Annotated in this window: 20 protein-coding genes and 1 tRNA gene; 13 read left to right on the top strand and 8 right to left on the bottom strand. The window is 65.3% G+C overall.

Annotated elements, in window-relative coordinates:
• Positions 1–83: 83 nt before the first annotated feature.
• Positions 84–1,157, bottom strand: a complete 1,074-nt coding sequence (locus tag PV773_RS13470; protein ID WP_347966828.1) for a glycerophosphodiester phosphodiesterase family protein — start codon at positions 1,155–1,157, stop codon at positions 84–86.
• A gap of 188 nt (positions 1,158–1,345) precedes the next feature.
• Here PV773_RS13470 and speB point away from each other — a divergent pair, with 188 nt between their 5' ends.
• The 3 genes from speB to PV773_RS13485 all read left to right on the top strand — a co-directional run bounded on the left by speB (position 1,346) and on the right by PV773_RS13485 (position 4,162).
• Positions 1,346–2,302, top strand: a complete 957-nt coding sequence (gene speB / locus PV773_RS13475; protein WP_347966829.1) for an agmatinase — start codon at positions 1,346–1,348, stop codon at positions 2,300–2,302.
• A gap of 87 nt (positions 2,303–2,389) precedes the next feature.
• Positions 2,390–3,322, top strand: coding sequence for an N-acetyl-gamma-glutamyl-phosphate reductase (gene argC, locus PV773_RS13480; RefSeq protein ID WP_347966830.1), 933 nt, complete (start codon positions 2,390–2,392; stop codon positions 3,320–3,322).
• Complete coding sequence (locus tag PV773_RS13485; RefSeq protein ID WP_347966831.1) at positions 3,323–4,162, top strand: aminoglycoside phosphotransferase family protein; 840 nt, start codon at positions 3,323–3,325, stop codon at positions 4,160–4,162.
• On the opposite strand, the gene PV773_RS13490 is transcribed toward PV773_RS13485, so the two are convergent.
• Entirely contained in the window at positions 4,152–5,246 is a 1,095-nt protein-coding gene (locus PV773_RS13490) for a COX15/CtaA family protein (protein ID WP_347966832.1), read from the bottom strand. The genes PV773_RS13485 and PV773_RS13490 overlap by 11 nt on opposite strands.
• 166 nt (positions 5,247–5,412) lie before the next feature.
• Between PV773_RS13490 and PV773_RS13495 the strand changes: the two genes are divergently transcribed.
• Positions 5,413–5,622 (top strand): DUF2842 domain-containing protein, encoded by a 210-nt coding sequence (locus tag PV773_RS13495; protein WP_347966833.1) that lies wholly within the window; start codon positions 5,413–5,415, stop codon positions 5,620–5,622.
• A gap of 4 nt (positions 5,623–5,626) precedes the next feature.
• Here the strand turns inward: PV773_RS13495 and PV773_RS13500 are convergent, their stop codons facing one another.
• Positions 5,627–6,685 (bottom strand): polysaccharide deacetylase family protein, encoded by a 1,059-nt coding sequence (locus PV773_RS13500; protein WP_347966834.1) that lies wholly within the window; start codon positions 6,683–6,685, stop codon positions 5,627–5,629.
• A gap of 91 nt (positions 6,686–6,776) precedes the next feature.
• On the opposite strand from PV773_RS13500, the gene PV773_RS13505 reads away from it, so the two are divergent.
• Positions 6,777–7,979 (top strand): GNAT family N-acetyltransferase, encoded by a 1,203-nt coding sequence (locus tag PV773_RS13505; protein WP_347966835.1) that lies wholly within the window; start codon positions 6,777–6,779, stop codon positions 7,977–7,979.
• Positions 7,980–7,983: 4 nt separating this feature from the next.
• Here the strand turns inward: PV773_RS13505 and PV773_RS13510 are convergent, their stop codons facing one another.
• A complete protein-coding gene (locus tag PV773_RS13510; RefSeq protein ID WP_347966836.1) occupies positions 7,984–10,173 on the bottom strand; it encodes an exopolysaccharide transport family protein in 2,190 nt (729 codons plus the stop codon).
• A 192-nt stretch (positions 10,174–10,365) separates the two neighbouring features.
• Between PV773_RS13510 and PV773_RS13515 the strand changes: the two genes are divergently transcribed.
• From PV773_RS13515 to PV773_RS13550, 8 genes are all read left to right on the top strand, one after another.
• Positions 10,366–10,932 (top strand): polysaccharide biosynthesis/export family protein, encoded by a 567-nt coding sequence (locus tag PV773_RS13515; RefSeq protein WP_340037670.1) that lies wholly within the window; start codon positions 10,366–10,368, stop codon positions 10,930–10,932.
• A gap of 18 nt (positions 10,933–10,950) precedes the next feature.
• Positions 10,951–12,132 (top strand): glycosyltransferase, encoded by a 1,182-nt coding sequence (locus PV773_RS13520; RefSeq protein ID WP_347966837.1) that lies wholly within the window; start codon positions 10,951–10,953, stop codon positions 12,130–12,132.
• A 53-nt stretch (positions 12,133–12,185) separates the two neighbouring features.
• Positions 12,186–13,721, top strand: coding sequence for an undecaprenyl-phosphate glucose phosphotransferase (locus PV773_RS13525; RefSeq protein ID WP_347966838.1), 1,536 nt, complete (start codon positions 12,186–12,188; stop codon positions 13,719–13,721).
• Entirely contained in the window at positions 13,718–14,956 is a 1,239-nt protein-coding gene (locus PV773_RS13530) for an O-antigen ligase family protein (protein ID WP_347966839.1), read from the top strand. The genes PV773_RS13525 and PV773_RS13530 overlap by 4 nt, the downstream gene beginning before the upstream one ends.
• Positions 14,957–15,170: 214 nt before the next feature.
• Complete coding sequence (locus tag PV773_RS13535) at positions 15,171–15,413, top strand: hypothetical protein (protein WP_347966840.1); 243 nt, start codon at positions 15,171–15,173, stop codon at positions 15,411–15,413.
• 192 nt (positions 15,414–15,605) lie between these two features.
• Positions 15,606–15,848, top strand: a complete 243-nt coding sequence (locus PV773_RS13540) for a hypothetical protein (protein WP_347966841.1) — start codon at positions 15,606–15,608, stop codon at positions 15,846–15,848.
• Positions 15,849–16,050: 202 nt separating this feature from the next.
• Positions 16,051–16,287 carry a hypothetical protein gene (locus PV773_RS13545; RefSeq protein ID WP_340037676.1) on the top strand — a complete coding sequence of 79 codons (237 nt, stop codon included), beginning with the start codon at positions 16,051–16,053 and terminating at the stop codon, positions 16,285–16,287.
• A 270-nt stretch (positions 16,288–16,557) separates the two neighbouring features.
• Positions 16,558–16,809 carry a hypothetical protein gene (locus PV773_RS13550; protein ID WP_347966842.1) on the top strand — a complete coding sequence of 84 codons (252 nt, stop codon included), beginning with the start codon at positions 16,558–16,560 and terminating at the stop codon, positions 16,807–16,809.
• A 126-nt stretch (positions 16,810–16,935) separates the two neighbouring features.
• Here PV773_RS13550 and PV773_RS13555 read toward each other — a convergent pair.
• The 4 genes from PV773_RS13555 to PV773_RS13570 form a co-directional block, all read right to left on the bottom strand.
• Positions 16,936–17,012: transfer RNA gene (locus tag PV773_RS13555), tRNA-Pro, on the bottom strand.
• A gap of 123 nt (positions 17,013–17,135) precedes the next feature.
• On the bottom strand, positions 17,136–17,672 hold the full coding sequence (locus tag PV773_RS13560) for a MerR family transcriptional regulator (RefSeq protein WP_347966843.1): 537 nt from the start codon (positions 17,670–17,672) through the stop codon (positions 17,136–17,138).
• A 111-nt stretch (positions 17,673–17,783) separates the two neighbouring features.
• A complete protein-coding gene (locus tag PV773_RS13565; RefSeq protein WP_340037679.1) occupies positions 17,784–18,107 on the bottom strand; it encodes an integration host factor subunit alpha in 324 nt (107 codons plus the stop codon).
• Between the two features lie 130 nt (positions 18,108–18,237).
• The gene (locus PV773_RS13570) at positions 18,238–19,209 is read right to left on the bottom strand and encodes a beta-ketoacyl-ACP synthase III (RefSeq protein WP_347966844.1); all 972 of its coding nucleotides are present in this window, start codon (positions 19,207–19,209) and stop codon (positions 18,238–18,240) included.
• Between the last annotated feature and the right edge of the window lies 1 nt (position 19,210).

A 19,210-nucleotide genomic window follows, 5' to 3' on the forward strand; every position in this document is an offset into this window, starting at 1 on the left:
CCGGGAAATTGCAGTTTCGGAAAGGCCGCCTTCGGGCGGCCTTTTTCTTTGTTGCAATTTTCTTTGATGCGGTCGCGCCGAACTCAATTGGTCGGCTGCACCGGAACGCCAGCGGTGCCCTGCCCCGCGGCAGACGCCACGGCCTCGTTCGCGTCGGCATAGGGCACCCGGTAGCCGTTGGCCGCCAGCCAGTCGATGGCGGCACGCGGCTCGTCGGTCTGGATCATGGTCGCGCCACGGTCCGCCCAGAAGCCGAACACCTCACCGGGAAAACCTGCCGCCACGGCGAGCTCGTCGCCGCGTCCGCCGGCAAGATAGCCGCCCGGCTTGTTGACGATGGCGTGGGTGTCGACCCAGATGTGCCAGTTGCCGCGCACCGCGGCCGCCCTCACCCGCGCCGAGAACAGCGGGCCGCCGTTGTCCGTCATCTTCTCTGCGTCGCCGCGCCAGGCGATCATCTCCACTGCACGCGCGGCGAAGGCCTTCCCGGCCGCTTCGACGAAGGCGGGATCGCGCACGGCGTCGTCGGCCATGATCGGCATGAACTGGATGCCGCCGCCCAGGCGCGCCATCGTCGCCTTGACCGTGGCGAGGCGCTCGGCGTTCCACAGGTTCGCCTTGACGACAACCTGCGCTTCCATGCCCATGGCGCGCCCCAGCGCCACCATATCGACGAGATCGGCGGTCTCCAGCTTGTTGTCGAGGTTGACGAGGATCCTGTCCTTGGCGACGGCGAGCAATTCGCGCAGCGTCGGAACCGGCTCGGACGTCACCTCGCCGGTGCCTTCGACGACGAGGCGGCACTGCCGCAGCTCGTCCATGGTGCGCGCAACGACCTCGCCCTTGCAGTTCGTGGTCCGGTCGAGCCAGCTGTCATGCATGACCACCAGTTCGCCGTCCCTGGACCTGCGGATGTCGATCTCGACCATTTCGGCGCCGGCGGCGATGGCATCGCGCAGGGCGGCAAGCGAATTTTCGGCAAAGCGCCTCTTGCCGTCCTGCAACCCGCCTGCCCTGTGGGCCACGACCATCACATGGTCGCGCCATTGGTTGGCGTTGCCGAAGCGCTCCAGTATCTGCTCGGAGCGCGAGCCCGCCTGTGCCTCGAGGCCGAGGCCCAACAACAACGAAAGCGCGCCGGCCAGAACCGCTCGCATGGGAATCGCTCCGTGCCCGTGGATGCCGGCTAGCTCCTAGGCAACGGCGATGACAGGGGCGTGAAGCGCACATGACAGGGCTATGAAGGCCGCCGTCATACGGGTTTCGCCATGGGGCTGGCATGTTCAGCCCGGCTTCTGTAGTTCTTGCGCCCTCGAATTGCGAAAGACCGGATAGGAGACTACGCATGCCCGCTTCGTCGATCGATCACGCCTTCACCGCGCGGAACTCCAAGGGCCGTTCGGGTGATCCGACCTATGCGGGCGCGTTGTCCTTCATGCGGCGGAGATATTCGAAGAACGTCACGGGGGCAGACGCCGTCATCTGGGGCATCCCCTTCGACGCGGCCGTGACCAACCGTCCCGGCGCGCGCTTCGGCCCGCAGGCCATACGTCGCGCCTCGGCCATCTTCGACTGCGACCCGCAATATCCGTTCCAGCGCGACCTGTTCGACGACCTCGCGGTGGTCGACTACGGCGACTGCCTGCTCGACAGCGGCAACCACCAGAAGACGCCGGCCGCGATCGAACGGGAAGCCGCGAAGATCCTGAAGTCGGGCGCCTTCCTACTCACCCTCGGCGGCGACCATTTCGTCACCTGGCCGGTGCTCAAGGCGCATGCGGCGATCCACGGGCCGATGGCGCTGGTGCAGTTCGACGCCCACCAGGACACGTGGCCGGACGACGGCAAGCGCATCGACCACGGCTCGTTCGTGGCGCGCGCGGTCAAGGACGGCATCATCGACCCCGATCGCTCGATCCAGATCGGCATCCGGACGCACGCGCCCGACGACTGCGGCATCAAGATCCTCTACGGCCACGAGGTCGAGGAGATGCGCGCCGCCGACATCGCCTATGCGATCGTCGAGCGCACCGGCGGCCGCAAGACCTACGTTACCTTCGACATCGACTGCCTCGACCCGGCCTATGCGCCCGGAACCGGCACGCCGGTGGCGGGCGGCCCGTCGTCAGCCAAGATCCTTTCGGTGCTGCGCCAGATGAACCAGATCGACATCGTCGGCGCCGACATCGTCGAGGTTGCGCCGGCCTACGACCATGCCGATATCACGGCGATCGCCGGCTCGACGGTCGCCATGCACTATCTCGGCCTGCTGGCCGAACGAAAGGCGCGCGGGAATGGCTGAGACGACGATTCAAGGACTTTCGAGCCAGAGTCCGAATTTGGCCACAAGCCTCTGACACTGCTTATTTTTCGACGGAACGACAGGCACATGAAACCGAAAATCTTCATCGACGGCGAGCACGGCACCACCGGTCTGCAGATCAGGTCGCTGCTCGCAGGGCGACACGACATCGAGGTGATTTCGGTGCCTGTCGAGCGCCGCAAGGACCTGGCGGCGCGCAAGGAGTTCCTCAACGCCGCCGACGTGGCGATCCTGTGCCTGCCCGACGACGCGGCGAAGGAGAGCGTGGCGCTCATCGAAAACGACACGACGCGGGTGATCGACGCCTCGACGGCGCATCGCGTGGCCGAAGGCTGGACCTACGGCTTCCCGGAGATGGACGAGGCGCAGACGAAGGCGATCGCCGCCTCGAAGCGCGTGGCCAACCCCGGCTGCTGGCCCCAGGGCCCGATCGCCGGCCTGCGTCCGCTCATCACCGCCGGCCTGCTGCCGGCCGACTTCCCGGTCACCATCAACGGCATCTCCGGCTACTCCGGCGGCGGCCGGCAGATGATCGAGGATTACGAAGCCCAGGGCGAGAATTCGCCGGAATTCCTGCCCTACGGGCTGATGCTCAAGCACAAGCACGTGGCAGAGCTGCGCGCCTACGCCAAGCTCGCGCACGACCCGATCATGCAGCCGGCCGTCGGCAACTTCGCCCAGGGCATGATCACCATCGTGCCGCTGCAGCTCGGCCGCCTCGCCAAGGTGCCGACCGGCAGGGATTTGCACGCCGTGCTCGCCGACCACTATACCGGCCTGAAGGGCGGCGTGGTCGAGGTCGCCCCGCTCATCGACTTCGAGCGCAGCGGCGACATCCAGCCCGAGATGTATAACGGCACCAACAAGATGAAACTCTATGTCAGCGCCAACGACAGCCGCGCGCAGGCACTGCTGATCGCCGTCTACGACAATCTCGGCAAGGGAGCGTCGGGTGCGGCGGTGCAGAACCTCGACCTGATGCTCGGGCTGCATCACTGAATGGACCAGGCGGTCTTTCCGTCTCACTGGAACGTCGCCGACCCTGAGTTCATTGCAGAAACGTTCTCCAGCCGTATCTGGAAGGTGCGGCTGGCAGACGGAGGCCCGGCGATCGTCAAGGCGCTGAAGCCGTTCGACGACGTGGCCGACGAGCTGCGCGGCGCACATTATCTCGGCTGGCGCGACGGCGTGTGCGCCGTGAGGCTGCTCGGTCTCGAGGGGCGGCAGATGCTGCTCGAATATGCCGGCGACCGGCTGCTCACCGATGAGCTGAACGAGCAAGGCGACCGCCACGCCACCGACATCGCCAACGAGGTGCTGGCGCGGCTGTTCTCGCCGTCGGATACCCTTCCTCCCGCCGGCCTGCAGCCGCTCAGGCTGCGTTACGAAAGCCTGTTCAAGAAGGCACGGGCCGATCGCGACGCCGGCGTGGACAGCCTCTATGTCGAGGTTGCCGTGATTGCCGAGCGCCTGCTGTCAAATCCGTATGAGTTGCGCGTGCTCCATGGCGACCTGCACCACGACAACATCCTGCTCGGCGCGCGCGGCTGGCTGGTCATCGACCCCAAGGGCATTCTGGGCGACCCGGCTTTCGACGCGGCGAACCTGTTCTATAACCCGCTCCACCGCCACGACCTCAGCCTGAACCCGGAGCGCATCGCCTACATGGCGGAGAGCTTTGCCAGGACGCTCGGGCAGCGCCCGGACGCCATTCTCGACCACGCCATCGCCTGGGGCTGCCTGTCGTCGTCCTGGCATGCCGAGGACAGGAACGTCGCAGACGAGGCGAGCGAACTCGCCGTCGTGGCGGCGATCCGCGACGTGCGGGCTAGCTTCTGACCTCGACCTCGTTGTCCAGCGGATAGGCACCCTTGGTCGCGCGCCAGTGGGCGGTGGCGAAGATCAGCACGAACAATGCAAAGGCCTGGTGCAGCAGCGCCCAGTGCATCTGCGCCTGCGCCAGCAAGGTGCCTATCCCGATCGCCGCCTGCACGAGGATCAGCAGCGCCAGAACCCAGGCGCGGCGCGCGTGCGTCGTCCTCGGCGCAATACGCACGGTCGAAAACACGTGCCAGAGAGAGACCGCAAGCAGCGTGTAGGCGAACATGCGGTGGACGAACTGCACCGTCTTCGGGCTTTCGAAGAAGTTGCGCCAGACCGGCTCGATGATCAGAAGGTCGCCGGGGACGATCGCACCGTCCATCAGCGGCCAGGTGTTGTAGCTGAGGCCGGCATGCAGGCCGGCCACCAGGGCGCCGAGATAGATCTGGAACAGGATCAAAAGCACCATGATGCCGGCGAAGCGCTGGACGCGCCGGTCGGCCGGCCTTTCGGAATAGACCGCGAGGCCGCGGGCGATGTAGGCGACCGCGATGACGATGATGCAGGCGAAGGTCAGGTGGATCGCCAAGCGATACTGGCTGACCGAAACACGCTCGGACAAGCCAGACGCCACCATCCACCAGCCGACGAAGCCCTGCAGGCCGCCAAGCGCGAGAAGGCCGACCAGCTTCGGCTTGAGGCGGCTTTCGAGACGGCCGGAGAGCCAGAACAACGCCAAGGGGATGGCGACGAGGAAGCCGACGCCGCGGGCAAGCAGGCGATGCGCCCATTCCCACCAGAAGATGCCCTTGAATTCGTCGAGGGTCATGCCCTTGTTGATCTGTTCGTATTGCGGGATCTGCTGGTATTTTTCGAACTCTTCCTGCCATTCGGCCTGGTTGAGCGGCGGAATGACGCCGTGGATCGGCTTCCATTCGGTGATCGACAGGCCCGAGCCGGTCATGCGCGTTGCGCCGCCGACCATGACGAGGGCGAACAGCACGAGCAGCACGACATAGAGCCAGCCGCGCACCCAGGAGCGGTGACGCAGTTCCCTGTTGCGGGCGGCCAATGGAGCGGCGGCATCGGTCAAGGCGGTCATGGCTATCGTTCCGGCACTTTCAAAACCGCGGGGACTGGTGGACCATCACGACCCGGCTGGCAAGCGCGGGTTACGCGACACGCCGTCGCGCCGCGGCAGTGCCCGCCGTCCCAGGTTGCGCGGACGACACCAAAAGACTATGCGGAGCCTCGAAAGGGAAGAAGAAATGCCCGTACGCGTCAAGAAGCTGATCGGTACCGTCCTTCTGGTGCTGCTGGTGGTCATCTATGCGCTGGTCGCGACGATGGTCGCCGTGGCGCAGCTCGCGCAGTCCGGCGCCCTCGTCCATCTCGTCTTCTTCTTCCTGAGCGGACTGCTGTGGGTGCTGCCGGCGATGTGGATCATCAAGTGGATGGTCAAGCCCGCCGGCCGCTAACCGATCACACGGTCACCAGCCGCCTGCCGCGGTTTGCCATCACCGTGGTGGCCCCCGAAAGCATCGCCCGCATAGCAGCCAGATCCTGATGCCGCCCGTTGACCGATAGTCGCGGCAGGGCATGCAGATGCCCTGCATGCTCCGGCCTGAGCACGCCGTGCCGGGTGGTGACGGCCGAGACATAGCCCGCCTCCCCCGCAAGCAGCGTCTCTCGCCGTCCGACGGCTTCCGAATGACCGTAGGGATAGGCAAAATGGCTTGGCGCCTTGCCCAGCTCGGCCTCGATCAGGCTGCGCGACCGGTGCATCTCGCGCAGCACCGCCTCCGGGTCCAGCCGCTTGAGATTGTAGTGGTTGACCGTATGTGCGCCGATGGTCACCAACGGATGCCTGGCGATCTGCCTGACCTCGTCCCAATTCATCAAGAGTTTCGCGCTGGCCGCGTGCACATCCACGCCCGCCGCCCTGGTCCAGCCGTCGAGGACCTTGCGCTGGTCCGCCTCGGCGACCTCGTCGGTGAGGTAGCTCGACAAGCGGCTGAAGGCTGCTGAACGCCCCGCGGGGGTCGAGCAGTCGAAGCTCGCTTCCGCTCCGGCCATCGAAACCGTCAGGCGCGCAGTCGATCCCACCAGCTCGTCGAGCCCTTCCCACCAGAGGTCGACGACACCGGAGGTCAGGCCCGGCGCGACATAGATGGCGATCGGCACCTCGTGGTGCTCGAGCACCGGCAGTGCCTCCAGCAGATTGTCGCGATAAGCGTCGTCAGCAGTCACCGCGGCAAACGGCTCGCCATTGCCGGGCGTGCGCAAGCGCAGGACCGCTTCGTCCATCGAGACGAAGCGGTAGCCCAGCCGCTTCATCTCGCGGACCAGGGCATCGAGAAATTGCGGCGTAATCGAGAGGTGACGGTTGGCGCCGTCGGGACGGCCAAGCCGGGCGGTCACCCGATGCAGCATCAGGATCACACCGACATTTCCGACGAGCGGCCTGGCGAGCGCGCTCAGGCCGGTATGGCCGATCAGCAGAAAAGCCAGCTTCTGGGCGATCTCGGCTGCGTCGAGCATTCCTTCACCTTTGGCGCCTAGCCTGTCGGGACGTTTTCGAACACGCCGCGGCAAACCCCACAAACGATCCATAGGGGGGAAGGATTGAAGTATGGTTGACGCTATCGCCGCGCGCAGTGCCGATGGCGCCCCGCGCCCGGCTCCGTCCAAGGCCGTTCCGGCCGCGCGGGCGGTGCCGGCCACCGGTGCTTCAGTGGCCGCGTACCGCGATTTCGCCCGCACCGCGGTCCATGCGCCGCCACAGAGCCCGGACTGGGTGTCCGCCTGGACGGAGACCAACCGCACCGACGCGATCCTCGCCACGCTGTACTTTGGAGATCGCCCCGTCGTGGCGCTGGCGCTGGAGGTCAGCCGAGTGGGACCGTTCAAGGTCGCCCGCTTCATGGGCGGCAGGCATGCCAACGGCAATTTTGCCGTGGCCGACAAGGCCTGGCTTGCAACGGCGACGGCTGAAGACGTCGACAGGCTGATGCGCGCGATCGCGCAGGCGCGCCCCGACGTCGACCTCGTCGCACTCGAACGCCTGCTCGCCGATTGCGACGGGCTGGCCAATCCGCTCTTGAGGCTCCCCTCCTCGCCGAGCCCCAACGTGGCGCTGGCGGTCGATCTCGACGGCGGCTTCGAGGCCGTGCTCGGCCGCACCCCCGGCAAGAAGAAGGCGAAGCGGCATCGCAGCCAGGAGCGCAAGTACGAGGCGGTCGGCGGCGCGCAACGCTTCGTCGCCACGACGGAAGCCGAGACCGGCGCGATGCTGGACGCGTTCTTTGCCATGAAGGCACAGCGCTTCCGTGCCATGGGCATCGCGGACGTATTCGAGCCGGAAGAAACCCGCTGGTTCTACCGCAAGCTGTTCGCCAAAGCGCTCGGGCAGGAGCGGCCCGCCTTCGTCCTGCATGGCCTGAAGGTCGGCGACGCCTATCGCGCCGTTACCGGCTCCAGCTGGGCCGGCAGCCGCTTCATCTGCGAGTTCGGCGCCATAGCCGACGACGAGTTGGCCCATGTCAGCCCGGGCGAATACCTGTTCTTCGACAATATCGGGGAGGCATGCGGGCAAGGCTTCGGCATCTACGACTTCAGCGTCGGTGACGAGCCGTACAAACGCACATGGTGCGATCTCGAGCTACGGCACGCCGACGTCTACGTGCCGCTGACGGTCAAGGGCCGTGCCTACGCGACCGGCATGCGCTCGGCCGCCGCGCTCAAGCGCGCGATCAAGGGCAACCAGGCGCTCTGGGCGGCGGTCAAGCGCCTGCGAACGATGACGCGCGGCAAGGACCAGCCGGACGCGGACTGACGGCTCAGGCCGCCGAACGCGTCGGCAGGGGCGCGTCGGGCAGGTCGTGGCCCACCGGCGTCACCAGGATCACGTCGTCATAGCCGCCGGCGCGCAGCCCGTCGGCAGCGTCGGCGACCTCGTCGTCGTGATCGAGGAAACTGACCAGCACCTCGGTGCCTTCGCCCACCAGGCGCCTGATCTCGCCGGCATCGGCCGGGCCGCACTCGACGACGACGATGTCGTAGGCCGTGGTCAGCGACTCCATGATGATCGGCAGACGATCGACCGCCCGCATCGCCAGCGCGGGGTCGGCCGTGCCCACCGGCATGACATCGCAGTCGGAATAATAGTCGGTGCGGATGACGTCAGTGAACTGCGCCTCCGCGGCAAGCAGGTTGGTGATGCCCGGATAGCGCCGGCCATCGAGCATCGGCCGCGAGGCGGCGCCCGAGGCAGTGAGGTCGAGCAGCAGCACGCGCAATCCCGCATCGGCCATCTCGCGCGCCACCAGGACGGCGGTAGCCGCAGCCTCGTCGCCCTCGGGCGAGACGAAAATCGCGCGGGTCGCGCCGCTCGCGATCAGCCGCTCGGCTGCACCTTCGATGCCGATCGCCGCGGGCACGCGCATGTCCGCGTCCGTCGCGGCGCCCGAACCGGCTTGCGGCCGTTCCATTTCGTCGGGCTGCTCATCGTCGAGCATCAGGCGAGCCTCGGCATCCTCCCAGGGCAGATCACCGGTGTCGTCGGCGAGGTTGGCCACCCGGCGCGCGGGCATGCCGACCTCGGTCACCGGAGCCACGCGCGCACCAGGCGCCGGACGCATGGCACGGCCCGAAAACAGTTCCTGCAGCAGGGTCACGATCGCCATGAGCAGCAGCGAGCCCGCGAACGCAGCCCCGACGATGGGCAGCACCTTGGGGAAATAGGCCTCCGAAGGCACGATCGCGCGCGAAAACACCCGCGCGTCGACCGGTAGATAGTTGCGGTCCTGGCGCGACGAAGCCTCGCGATAGCGGGTGAGATAGGATTCGAGCAGCGCCCGCTGGGCCGCAGCCTCGCGTTCGAGCGCCCTGAGTTCCACCTCCTGCTCGGAAGCGCGGGCCGACTCGGCCTTCAGCGTATTGAGATCGGCGATCAGCTGCTTCTCGCGCAGATCCGCCGTCCTCTCTTCGTTGACCATTCCCTTCAGCACCTTCTCGGCCTCGGCGCGAATCTGGGCATCGAGGTCGGCAAGCTGCGAGTTCAGCGCCCTGATGCGCGGATGGTTGGGCAGCAAGGTCGTGGAAAGGTCGGCGATGTCGGCCTTGAGCTGCACCTGCCGCTCGCGCAGCCGCTGGATCAGGCCGGACGAGAGTACCTCGGGGATGGCATCGATGGAGCCACCGCCCTTGAGCGCCTGGCGCACGCTCTGCGCCGTGGCCTCGGCCGCGGCCCGGCCGGCGCGCACCCTGGAGAGCTCGCTCGAAAGCTCCGACAATTGCTGCGTGGCCAGAACCGAGTTGTTCTGGCCGACCAGCAGATCCGACTGCGCCCGGTAGGCGGCGACGCTACCCTCGGCGTCCTTCACCCGCTGGGTCAGGTCGGCGATCTCGGGCTTGAGCCAATCGGTCGCCTCCGTACTCGACGCCAGCTTGGCGTCGCGCTGGAACGCCATGTAGGCATCGGCGATCGCATTCGGCACGCCGGCGGCCAGTTTCGGGTCCTCGGAGGAAAACTGGATGACGATGACGCGCGACTTCTCGATACGGTAGACGCTCAACTTCTCGCGGAACGCCTTGAGCACCCGCTCCTCCGGCGGCAATTCGCCGGGATCGCTCTTGAGACCGGCGATCACCAGAAGCCGCGCCAGGCTGGACATGTCGGCCGCGGCATCGAACTCCGGCCGGCTGGCCAGGTCGAGCTGCTTGGCGACCTGCTTCAGGATGTCGCTAGAGGCGATGACCTCCACCTGGCTGGCCACCCCCTCCTCGTCGAGGATCGGCCGTTCGGCCTCGCTGCTGCCGTCGGGCCGGGTGAAGACGGATTCACGCGTCTCGATCAGCACCCGCGTTTCGGCGCGATAGTGAGGCGTGGCCAGCGAGGAAAGTACAAACGCAAGCCCGGTTACAGTTATGGAGACAACGGCAAGTCGCCGCCAGTTCCTGACAAGACTGGCAAAGAGCTGACCGAGGTCGACGTCGACGTCACCTGCGCTGGACTGGACGGCAGACATGCATTCCTACTCCGAGGCTGAGCAGGATGAAGGTAAACAAACATGGTAACCCATCGGTTAATATCGGGCTCGCCCGCCAATATAGGGCATCAGCCGCGACGACTTTACCGACCATTAACCCTAACAAGTCGATAACTGGCACGAACCGCTCAGCCGAGCGTGGCTCAAGCAGTCGAAGGTACGTCTTTTCAAATGAGCAGGTCCGTTCCCGTCCGTAACGCGCTTGTCGCCGCCATGCTCGTGGTTGCCGGGTGCGCGAGCTACAAGCCCGCTCCGGCCGCCTTCCACGAAGTGCTCGACCAGCCCTACAGGCTCGGCGCCGGCGACAGGATCCGCGTCACGGTGTTCGAGCAGGAAGGGCTGACCAACACCTACAGCGTCGACCAGTCCGGCTACATCTCCTTCCCGCTCGTCGGCGCCGTGCCGGCGCGCGGCTACACCGCCCAGCAGATCGAGAAGGCGCTGGCGGCGAAGCTGCGCGAGGGCTACCTGCGCGACCCGGACGTGTCGGTCGAGATCGACAGGTACCGGCCGGTCTTCGTCATGGGCGAAGTCGGCGCGGCCGGACAATATTCATACGTGCCCGGCCTGACCGTGCAAAAGGCCATCGCCATGGCCGGCGGCTTCAGCGCGCGCGCCAACCAGGCCGATGTCGACATCACCCGCGACATCAACGGCAAGGTGATGACCGGCCGCGTAGTGACCTCCGACCCGCTCTTGCCGGGCGACACGGTCTATGTACGCGAGCGCCTGTTTTGAGCCGCAACGGGGCGGAACGTGAGCGACAGACTTCGGATCGTCCACTGCTTCAGATCCCCGGTCGGCGGGATCTTCCGGCACGTGCGCGACCTGACGGAGGCGCAGGTCGAGGCCGGCCACTCGGTCGGCATCATCTGCGATGCGTCGACGGGCGGCGCGCATGAGGACCGACTCTTCGAGGCGATCGAGCCGATGCTGGCCCTGGGCATCAGGCGGACACCCATGCAGCGCCATATCGGCCCAGGTGACATCGCCGCGGGCTGGCGCAGCTACAGGATCATCAAGGAATTGCAGCCGGACGTTCTGCACGGGCACGGGGCCAAGGGTGGCACCTATGCTCGAGCCTTCGGCTCACTGTTGCGGGTTTCAAGGTCTCGCGTGGCCCGCCTCTATTCGCCGCATGGCGGCAGCCTGCACTACGACGAACGGACGACGACGGGGAAGCTGTTCTTCGGGCTGGAACGCCTCATGGAGCGCTTCACCGACCACCTCCTGTTCGTGTCCGACTACGAGCGCCGCACATTCCACCGCAAGGTCGGCCATCCGCGCATAGCCAACAGCCTCGTCTACAACGGCCTCGGCGAAGCGGAGTTCGAGCCGGTGGCGGCCCAACACGACGCGGCGGACTTCCTCTATATCGGCATGATGCGCGACCTGAAGGGGCCGGACCTCTTCATCGACGGGCTCGCCCGCACGGGCCAGCACCTGGGCAGGCCGGTAAGTGCCGTCATGGTGGGCGACGGCGAGCACCTGCCCCGCTACAAAGCCCAGGTGGAAAGGCTCGGCCTCACCGGCGAAGTGCGCTTCATGGACCCGATGCCGGCGCGCCAGGCCTTCGCACTCGCGCGCTGCGTCGTCGTCCCTTCACGCGCCGAAGCGATGCCCTACGTGGTCCTGGAGACGCTTGCCGCGGGAAAACCGATCATCGCCACCTCGGTCGGCGGCATCCCGGAGATATTGGGCAAGGCGTCCCCTGCCCTGACCTATCCCGACGCCGGCGACATATCAGAAAAGATGATGGCAGCGCTAGAATCGCCGTCCGGCTACGCGGCACTCATGCCCGGCATCGCCGAACTCAGAGGCCGTTTCAGCGTGACGGTCATGGCCTCGCAAGTAGAAGAGGCCTATCTTTCCGCCCTCGATCGCCGTCCCTGCCGAAACACTTTTGCCGGGCAGGTCGGTTGTTCAAGGGTTTCTTAGCCGATCTTTGCTAGGTCAACCGGGTTATCCGATGGCTGACCTGCAGATCGACCATGAACAACCTCGACCCGAGCAAGCGCTTCACCCCGGATGCCGTCAAGGCGGCAACCACTGACGGCAAGGCCGACCGTTCGACGCGCCTGAACAGCATTGCCCAGGAAGTGGCCACCCAGTACCGACGGGACACGATGTCCCCGGTCATGGTGAGCGGCGTCCTGCGCATCGTCGAATTCTCGCTGCTGCTCGGCTCGGGCATGCTCTTCTATCTCTACAATGTCGGCTTCCTGGCCCATCTCGGCTGGCAGTACCCGCTGATCATCCTCTTGGCCTCCATCTCGGCGGTGCTGATCTTCGAGATCATGGACGGCTACCAGCTTCAGTCGCTGCTGCGGCCCGGCGCGACCATCGCCCGGATCGTGGTGTCCTGGTTCGCGACCTTCGCGCTGATGGCGGTCGTCGCCTTCTTCATGAAGGTGTCAGCGGATTTCTCCCGCCTGCTCTTTGCCGAATGGTTCGCGGTCGGCCTCGTGCTGGTCGTAACCTTGCGCCTCGTCATGGCCCGCTTCATCCGACGCTGGGCGCGCAACGGCAGGATGGAGCGGCGGGCAGTCATCGTCGGCGGCGGCAAGGCGGCCGAGACCCTCATCCGCTCCATCGAGCAGCAGCCGTTCAACGACATCCGCATCTGCGGCATCTTCGACGACCGCGACGACCGGCGCTCGCCTCCGATCGTCGCGGGCTATCCGAAGCTCGGCACGGTGTCCGAACTGCTCGAGTTCGCCCGCATCGCGCGCATCGACATGCTGATCGTGTCGTTGCCGCTGACGGCGGAGACGCGCGTGCTGCAACTGCTGAAAAAACTCTGGGTGCTGCCGGTCGACATCCGGCTTTCGGCCCATTCCAACCAGCTGCAGTTCCGGCCGCGCTCCTACTCCTACATCGGCTCGGTGCCGATGCTGGACATCTTCGACAAGCCGATCAACGACTGGGATTCTGTCGCCAAGCGGACCTTCGACATCGTCTTCAGCCTGATCGGCATCGTCGTATTCTCGCCGGTGATGATCGCCACGGCGATCGCCATCAAGCTCGACAGCAAGGGTCCGGTGCTGTTCAAGCAGAAGCGCCACGGCTTCAACAACGAGGTGATCGAGGTCTACAAGTTCCGCTCGATGTATGCCGAGCAGGCCGATCCGACCGCGCGCAAGGCCGTGACCAAGAACGACCCGCGCGTCACCCGCGTCGGCCGCTTCATCCGCAAGACCTCGATCGACGAGCTGCCGCAGTTCTTCAATGCGCTGTTCGGCAGCCTGTCGCTGGTCGGCCCGCGGCCGCATGCGGTCGCCGCGCAGTCGCACAACCTGCTCTATAACGAAGTGGTGGACGGCTATTTCGCCCGCCACAAGGTCAAGCCCGGCGTCACCGGCTGGGCCCAGATCAACGGCTGGCGCGGCGAGATGGACACGGACGAGAAGATCCGCAAGCGCACCGAATTCGATCTCTACTACATCGAGAACTGGTCGCTCTGGATCGACGTCAAGATCCTGTTCCTGACGCCGATCCGGCTGCTCGACACGGAAAACGCCTATTGAGCGCGATCACCCATGACCTGCCGCGCGCGGCCGTCAACGCCAAGCTGATCGGCCTGGTTTCGACCGGCGCGGTCGCATTCGGGGTGCTGCTGTCCGGGTTCGTCATCCGCGAGCCCGCGCCATATGAAATCTACATGGCCGGGCTGATCGCCGTCTGGTCGGTGTTCGGGCTGACGCTGTCGCGCGCCATCGCGCCGCTGGCGGTGCTGCTGATCATCTTCAACATCGGCGGACTGATCTCGATGACGCAGATGGCGGACATCGGCAGCACCCCGCTCTATCTTGCCGTCTCCCTGTTCCTTGCGTTCACGGCCATCTTCTTCGCCGCCGTTACAGAATCCGACCTCAAGCTCTACCGGGTCATCTATTTGTCCTGGATCGTTTCGGCCGTCGTGACCTCGCTGCTCGGAATCGTCGGGTATTTCGGCATCCTGCCCGGAACCGAGATGTTCACCAAGTTCGACCGCGCGGCGGGTGCCTTCCAGGATCCCAACGTGTTCGGACCGTATCTCGCCCTTCCCGGCATCTACCTGCTGCAGCGCATCCTCACCGGGAGCCCCGCCCGGATGGCGCTCTACACCGTGCCGCTGCTGATCATAACGGGAGGCATCTTCCTGTCCTTCTCGCGCGGCGCCTGGGGCCTGTTCGCGGTTTCGGCTGTCCTGCTCACGGGCCTGCTCTTCCTCAAGAGCAGCAGCGGCAAATTTCGACTCAGGATCGTCGTCATGAGCATCGCCGCACTGGCATTGCTCGCAGCGGGCCTGATCATCGCCCTGCAGATCCCCAGCGTCGCCGAACTGTTCACCACGCGCGCCCAGCTGGTGCAGGAGTACGACGGCGCGCGCGTGGGCCGGTTCGCCCGCTATGGCATCGGCTTCCTGATGGCGCTCGAGAAGCCGTTCGGCATCGGCCCGCTCGTCTTCGGCCAGATCTATGGCGAGGACACGCACGACATCTGGCTCAAAGCCCTGATGGACTACGGCTGGCTGGGCTTCGCCAGCTACCTCATGTTGATCGTCTGGACGCTCGCCGCCGGTTTCCGCATCCTGCTTCGCGACCGGCCGTGGCAACCCTATCTGCTCCCGGCCTATGTCGTCTTCATCGGCCACGTCGCCCTCGGAACGGTGATCGATACCGATCACTGGCGGCACTTCTACTTGCTGCTCGGCCTGATCTGGGGCGCGATCGCGCTCGAGGCGCGCCACCAGCGCGCCGTCATATCCGTGGCCGGCTGATCCGAAGCGACACGGCCAACCTCACGCATCACCCTCGATATTGTGAACAGTCCGGCACCAAAAGCCGGCTCACTTCCGTGTGACCGTTTTGTGAATCAGAGTGACCGTTCCAGCTATGGTAATCTGAAAAGAAGCCGCCTATTTGAGCATGGTAAGCGAAACGACCAAAACAAAACGATCGGTTCCGCTAATAAAGCTGAAAGGAACTTTCGAAATGAAAAAGATCATCCTCGCTGCCTCGGCAGTCGCCCTCATGTCCGGCGCCGCATTTGCTTCGTCCGCCGATGGCGTTGTTGGTAGCTACAACGCAGACGTCCGTGTCATTACCCTCGAAAGCGGCAAAAGCTTCACCGTTCCGCGTCACGTTGCCGTGCCGTCGATCCAGGCCGGCGAGAAGGTCTCGATCCAGCTGAACGATGAAGGCGACCGTGTCACCGGCGTGCTGAAGTCGCTCTAAGGACTGCGGACTACCCTCCAAGGACTTCCTGAAAGACAGCCTCCCAAGCTGAAGATCGAAAGGGCCACGGGCTCTCCCAACCGTGGCTTCTTTCCCGCCGCGAGGCCGCCTCGACAGGCGGCCCGGCGCAAACACAAAGCGGAACGGCCGGATCAGAAGATCCGCTTCCGCCGACATGAAAGGAATACGACAATGAAGAAGATCATCCTCGCTGCCTCCGCCCTCGCCCTGATGTCCGGCGCTGCCTTGGCATCGTCCGCTGACGGTGTCGTCGGCAAGTACAACGCCGACGTCCGCGTCATCACGCTCGAAGGCGGCAAGAGCTTCACCATCCCGCGCGATGTCGCCGTGCCGTCGATCCAGGCCGGCGAGAAGGTCTCGATCGACCTTAACGACGAAGGCGACCGCGTCACCGCTGTGCTGAAGTCGCTCTAAGGACCTCGGACTACCCTCCAGGGACCACCCGAAAGACAGCCTCCCAAGCTGAAAATCGAAAGAGCCACGGCCCCTCCCAACAGTGGCCTCTTTCCAGCCGCCAAGCCGCCAGCAAGTTGACAGGCAGCCCGGCTCAAACAGCAAGCGGAACGACCGGATCAGAAAGATCCGCATCCGCCGACACGTTGAAAGAAACACGACAATGAAGAAGATCATCCTCACCGCTTCCGCCTTCGCCCTGATGTCCGGCGCTGCTTTCGCGTCCTCCGCTGTCGGCGTCGTCAGCAGCTACAACCCCGACGTCCGCGTCATCACGCTCGAAGGCGGCAAGAGCTTCACCATCCCGCGCGACGTCGCCGTGCCGTCGATCCAGGCCGGCGAGCGGGTGTCGATCGACCTGAACGACGAAGGCGACCGCGTCACCGCCGTACTGAGGTAAGGCGACGGACTCCCCCCCTTGGCAGCCTGCCAGGCTGCCAAGCGAAAAGCCACGGGCCCGCGCCCGTGGCTTTTTTGTTGCCGGCCGTGGCCGACGGGCGCGCAACGAGCGACGAGCGGCCAAGTTTCGCGCCGGACGGAACAATCATCCGTGAGCGCATTGTGTTTCGAGTTTACCGGAATGAGCGCAACCCCGGCCGACGGCGGCCGTAGCTTCGGGCATCCAGGCATCGACCCCGATGCCCCAAACGATCACCGAAGGAGAAATGCCATGCACAAGCTCGTTCTTGCGACCACCTCGCTCGTCCTGATCTCGGGCGCCGCCTTTGCATCTGAAGTCAACGGCGTGATCGCCAAGTTCAATCCCGCGGCTCGCGTCGTCACGCTCGAAGGCGGCAAGAGCTTCACCATCCCGCGCGACGTCGCCCTGCCCTTGCTCCAGCGCGGCGGGCACATCTCGATCCAGCTGGACGACGAGGGGGACAAGGTCGACAGCGTTTTGATCCCGCCCTCGATGATGTGACGGAACAAGGCCGGCGCCACGAGAGGCCAACGTATCCGTGGCGCCGTACGCCCCTGAATTCGATGGAATCACAATGCGCCTGTGCGAGGCGCTTGCCTAAGCAAAGCATTGCAGGGGAAGGGAAAATGGTCGGAGTGGCCGGATTCGAACCGACGACCCCTTGACCCCCAGTCAAGTGCGCTACCGGGCTGCGCTACACTCCGGACCGGTCGCGATGTATCTTGATAATACCGTCCCGGTCAACCCAAATCGGCGGCTTTTCCGTCAATCTTGTTCATAGTTTCGATCGGCGGGGCGGATGCAGCCATCGCCCGCCGATGCGGTCCTCAACGAACCTGATCGAGCAACCTCTTGCACTCCAGGAGGTCGAACAGCGCCTCCTGCAGGAGTGCGCGGTTGTCACGCGTCAGCTTGCCGCCGTCGGCGGCGACGGGCCCTTCGTCATCGGCCTTGCCCAGGCCGAAGAAGCGCCGGCTGAGCTTGGCCCTGGCTTCGCCGACGAGCATCTCGTCGTCGACGCGCGGCTGGGCTGCCGGGGTCATCGGGGCCTCGGCCTGCTTGCGCTGGGCGATGGCCTCTACGGCCGCCACATCGCCGCTGCCAACCGCGACCAGGAACTGGTTGCCGTTGTCGCGCAGGAGTTTCTGCACGCCCTTGATGGTATAGCCCTGCTCATAGAGCATGTGGCGGATACCCTTGATGAGTTCCACATCCTGCGGCCGGTAGTATCGGCGGCCGCCGCCGCGCTTCATCGGCTTGATCTGGGTGAAACGCGTCTCCCAGAAACGCAGCACGTGCTGCGGCAGGTCCAGATCTTCGGCAACTTCGCTGATGGTGCGGAAGGCGTCGGGGCTCTTGTCCATGGTCGCCACTTTCGCAAACGATTCGCGATTCATTTCAGCGGTTTGTGTGACGACATTCAAGCCCCGTACGAATCACGAACGGGCAATCAACCGATAAAAGCCGCGATTGCGCTACTTGGCGGCCTTCGACTTGCCGTTCTGGTGCGCGCGCAGGATGCGGCTCTTGAGCACGTTGGATGCCTTGAAGGTCATCACCCGGCGCGGCAGGATCGGAACCTCCTCGCCGGTCTTCGGATTGCGCCCGACACGCTCGTTCTTGTCGCGCACGTGAAAGGTTGCGAAGGACGAGAGCTTGACCGTCTCCCCGCGGACGATCGCCTCGCAGATTTCGTCGATTACCGTCTCGACCAGTTGTGCCGATTCGGTGCGCGAGAGGCCGACCTTACGGTAGACGGCTTCGGCGAGGTCGGCACGCGTCAGTGTCTTTCCCCCCATGCGGCGGTCCAATCCTCAAAACTACAATTTCGCAAACGCGCCGGAGGTTAAGTAATTGATCCGTCAAGGTCAAGAACCGAACCGCAGCCGGCGCACGCGAGCTGCGGGATGGCGCTTGCGCCATCGGGAATCACCAGCGCAGCAGAACCGCGCCCCAGGTGAAGCCCCCGCCCATGGCCTCGAGCATCACGAGGTCGCCCTTCTTGATGCGGCCGTCCGCGACGGCCGCCGAAAGCGCCAGCGGAACCGAGGCGGCGGAGGTGTTGCCGTGCAGATGGACGGTGACGACCGCCTTCTCCTCGGCGATGCCGAGCTTCTTGGCGGAAGCGTCGATGATTCGCTTGTTGGCCTGATGCGGCACGAACCAGTCGAGGTCGTCGGCAGAGATGCTGGCCTGGGCGAAGACATCCTCGATCACGTCCGTGATCATGCCCACGGCGTGCTTGAAGACCTCGCGGCCCTCCATCTTGAGATGGCCGACGGTGCCGGTTGTCGAAGGGCCGCCGTCGACGAACAGCTTGTCCTTATGGGTGCCGTCCGAACGCAGGCTGGCGGCAAGCACGCCGCGATCGGCAATCGTCCCCTCGCCATGCTGGGCTTCGAGCACGAGCGCGCCGGCGCCGTCGCCGAAAAGGACGCAGGTCGAGCGGTCGTTCCAGTCGAGGATGCGCGAGAAGGTCTCCGACCCGATCACCAGCACGCGCTTGGCCAGGCCGCCCTTGATGTAGAGATCGGCGGTCGTGACCGCATAGACGAAGCCGCTGCAGACGGCCTGCATGTCAAAGGCGAATCCGTGCCGCATGCCGAGCCGGTTCTGGATCTCGACGGCGGTCGCCGGGAACGTGTTGTTCGGCGTGGATGTCGCCAGCACGATCAGGTCGATGTCATCGGGCGTCAGCCCGGCATTGGCGAGCGCGGCGCGCGCGGCGGCTTCGCCCAGCGACGCCGTCGTCTCGTCGTCGGCGGCGATATGACGCTGGCGAATGCCGGTGCGCTGGACGATCCACTCGTCCGAGGTTTCGACCACGCCTTCGAAATCGGTGTTCTTCATGATGCGGCGGGGCAACGCCGAGCCGATGCCGCGCACAACTGATCTGATCACT

Origin of the sequence: Mesorhizobium sp. CC13 (assembly GCF_039907765.1) — a bacterium.
Lineage (GTDB): Bacteria > Pseudomonadota > Alphaproteobacteria > Rhizobiales > Rhizobiaceae > Aminobacter.

Coding starts and splice junctions, on each gene's coding strand:
- PV773_RS13470 (WP_347966828.1), bottom strand. CDS start 1,157: ATGCGAGCGGTTCTGGCCGGCGCGCTTTCGTTGTTGTTGGGCCTCGGC.
- speB (WP_347966829.1), top strand. CDS start 1,346: ATGCCCGCTTCGTCGATCGATCACGCCTTCACCGCGCGGAACTCCAAG.
- argC (WP_347966830.1), top strand. CDS start 2,390: ATGAAACCGAAAATCTTCATCGACGGCGAGCACGGCACCACCGGTCTG.
- PV773_RS13485 (WP_347966831.1), top strand. CDS start 3,323: ATGGACCAGGCGGTCTTTCCGTCTCACTGGAACGTCGCCGACCCTGAG.
- PV773_RS13490 (WP_347966832.1), bottom strand. CDS start 5,246: ATGACCGCCTTGACCGATGCCGCCGCTCCATTGGCCGCCCGCAACAGG.
- PV773_RS13495 (WP_347966833.1), top strand. CDS start 5,413: ATGCCCGTACGCGTCAAGAAGCTGATCGGTACCGTCCTTCTGGTGCTG.
- PV773_RS13500 (WP_347966834.1), bottom strand. CDS start 6,685: ATGCTCGACGCAGCCGAGATCGCCCAGAAGCTGGCTTTTCTGCTGATC.
- PV773_RS13505 (WP_347966835.1), top strand. CDS start 6,777: ATGGTTGACGCTATCGCCGCGCGCAGTGCCGATGGCGCCCCGCGCCCG.
- PV773_RS13510 (WP_347966836.1), bottom strand. CDS start 10,173: ATGTCTGCCGTCCAGTCCAGCGCAGGTGACGTCGACGTCGACCTCGGT.
- PV773_RS13515 (WP_340037670.1), top strand. CDS start 10,366: ATGAGCAGGTCCGTTCCCGTCCGTAACGCGCTTGTCGCCGCCATGCTC.
- PV773_RS13525 (WP_347966838.1), top strand. CDS start 12,186: ATGAACAACCTCGACCCGAGCAAGCGCTTCACCCCGGATGCCGTCAAG.
- PV773_RS13535 (WP_347966840.1), top strand. CDS start 15,171: ATGAAAAAGATCATCCTCGCTGCCTCGGCAGTCGCCCTCATGTCCGGC.
- PV773_RS13540 (WP_347966841.1), top strand. CDS start 15,606: ATGAAGAAGATCATCCTCGCTGCCTCCGCCCTCGCCCTGATGTCCGGC.
- PV773_RS13545 (WP_340037676.1), top strand. CDS start 16,051: ATGAAGAAGATCATCCTCACCGCTTCCGCCTTCGCCCTGATGTCCGGC.
- PV773_RS13550 (WP_347966842.1), top strand. CDS start 16,558: ATGCACAAGCTCGTTCTTGCGACCACCTCGCTCGTCCTGATCTCGGGC.
- PV773_RS13560 (WP_347966843.1), bottom strand. CDS start 17,672: ATGGACAAGAGCCCCGACGCCTTCCGCACCATCAGCGAAGTTGCCGAA.
- PV773_RS13565 (WP_340037679.1), bottom strand. CDS start 18,107: ATGGGGGGAAAGACACTGACGCGTGCCGACCTCGCCGAAGCCGTCTAC.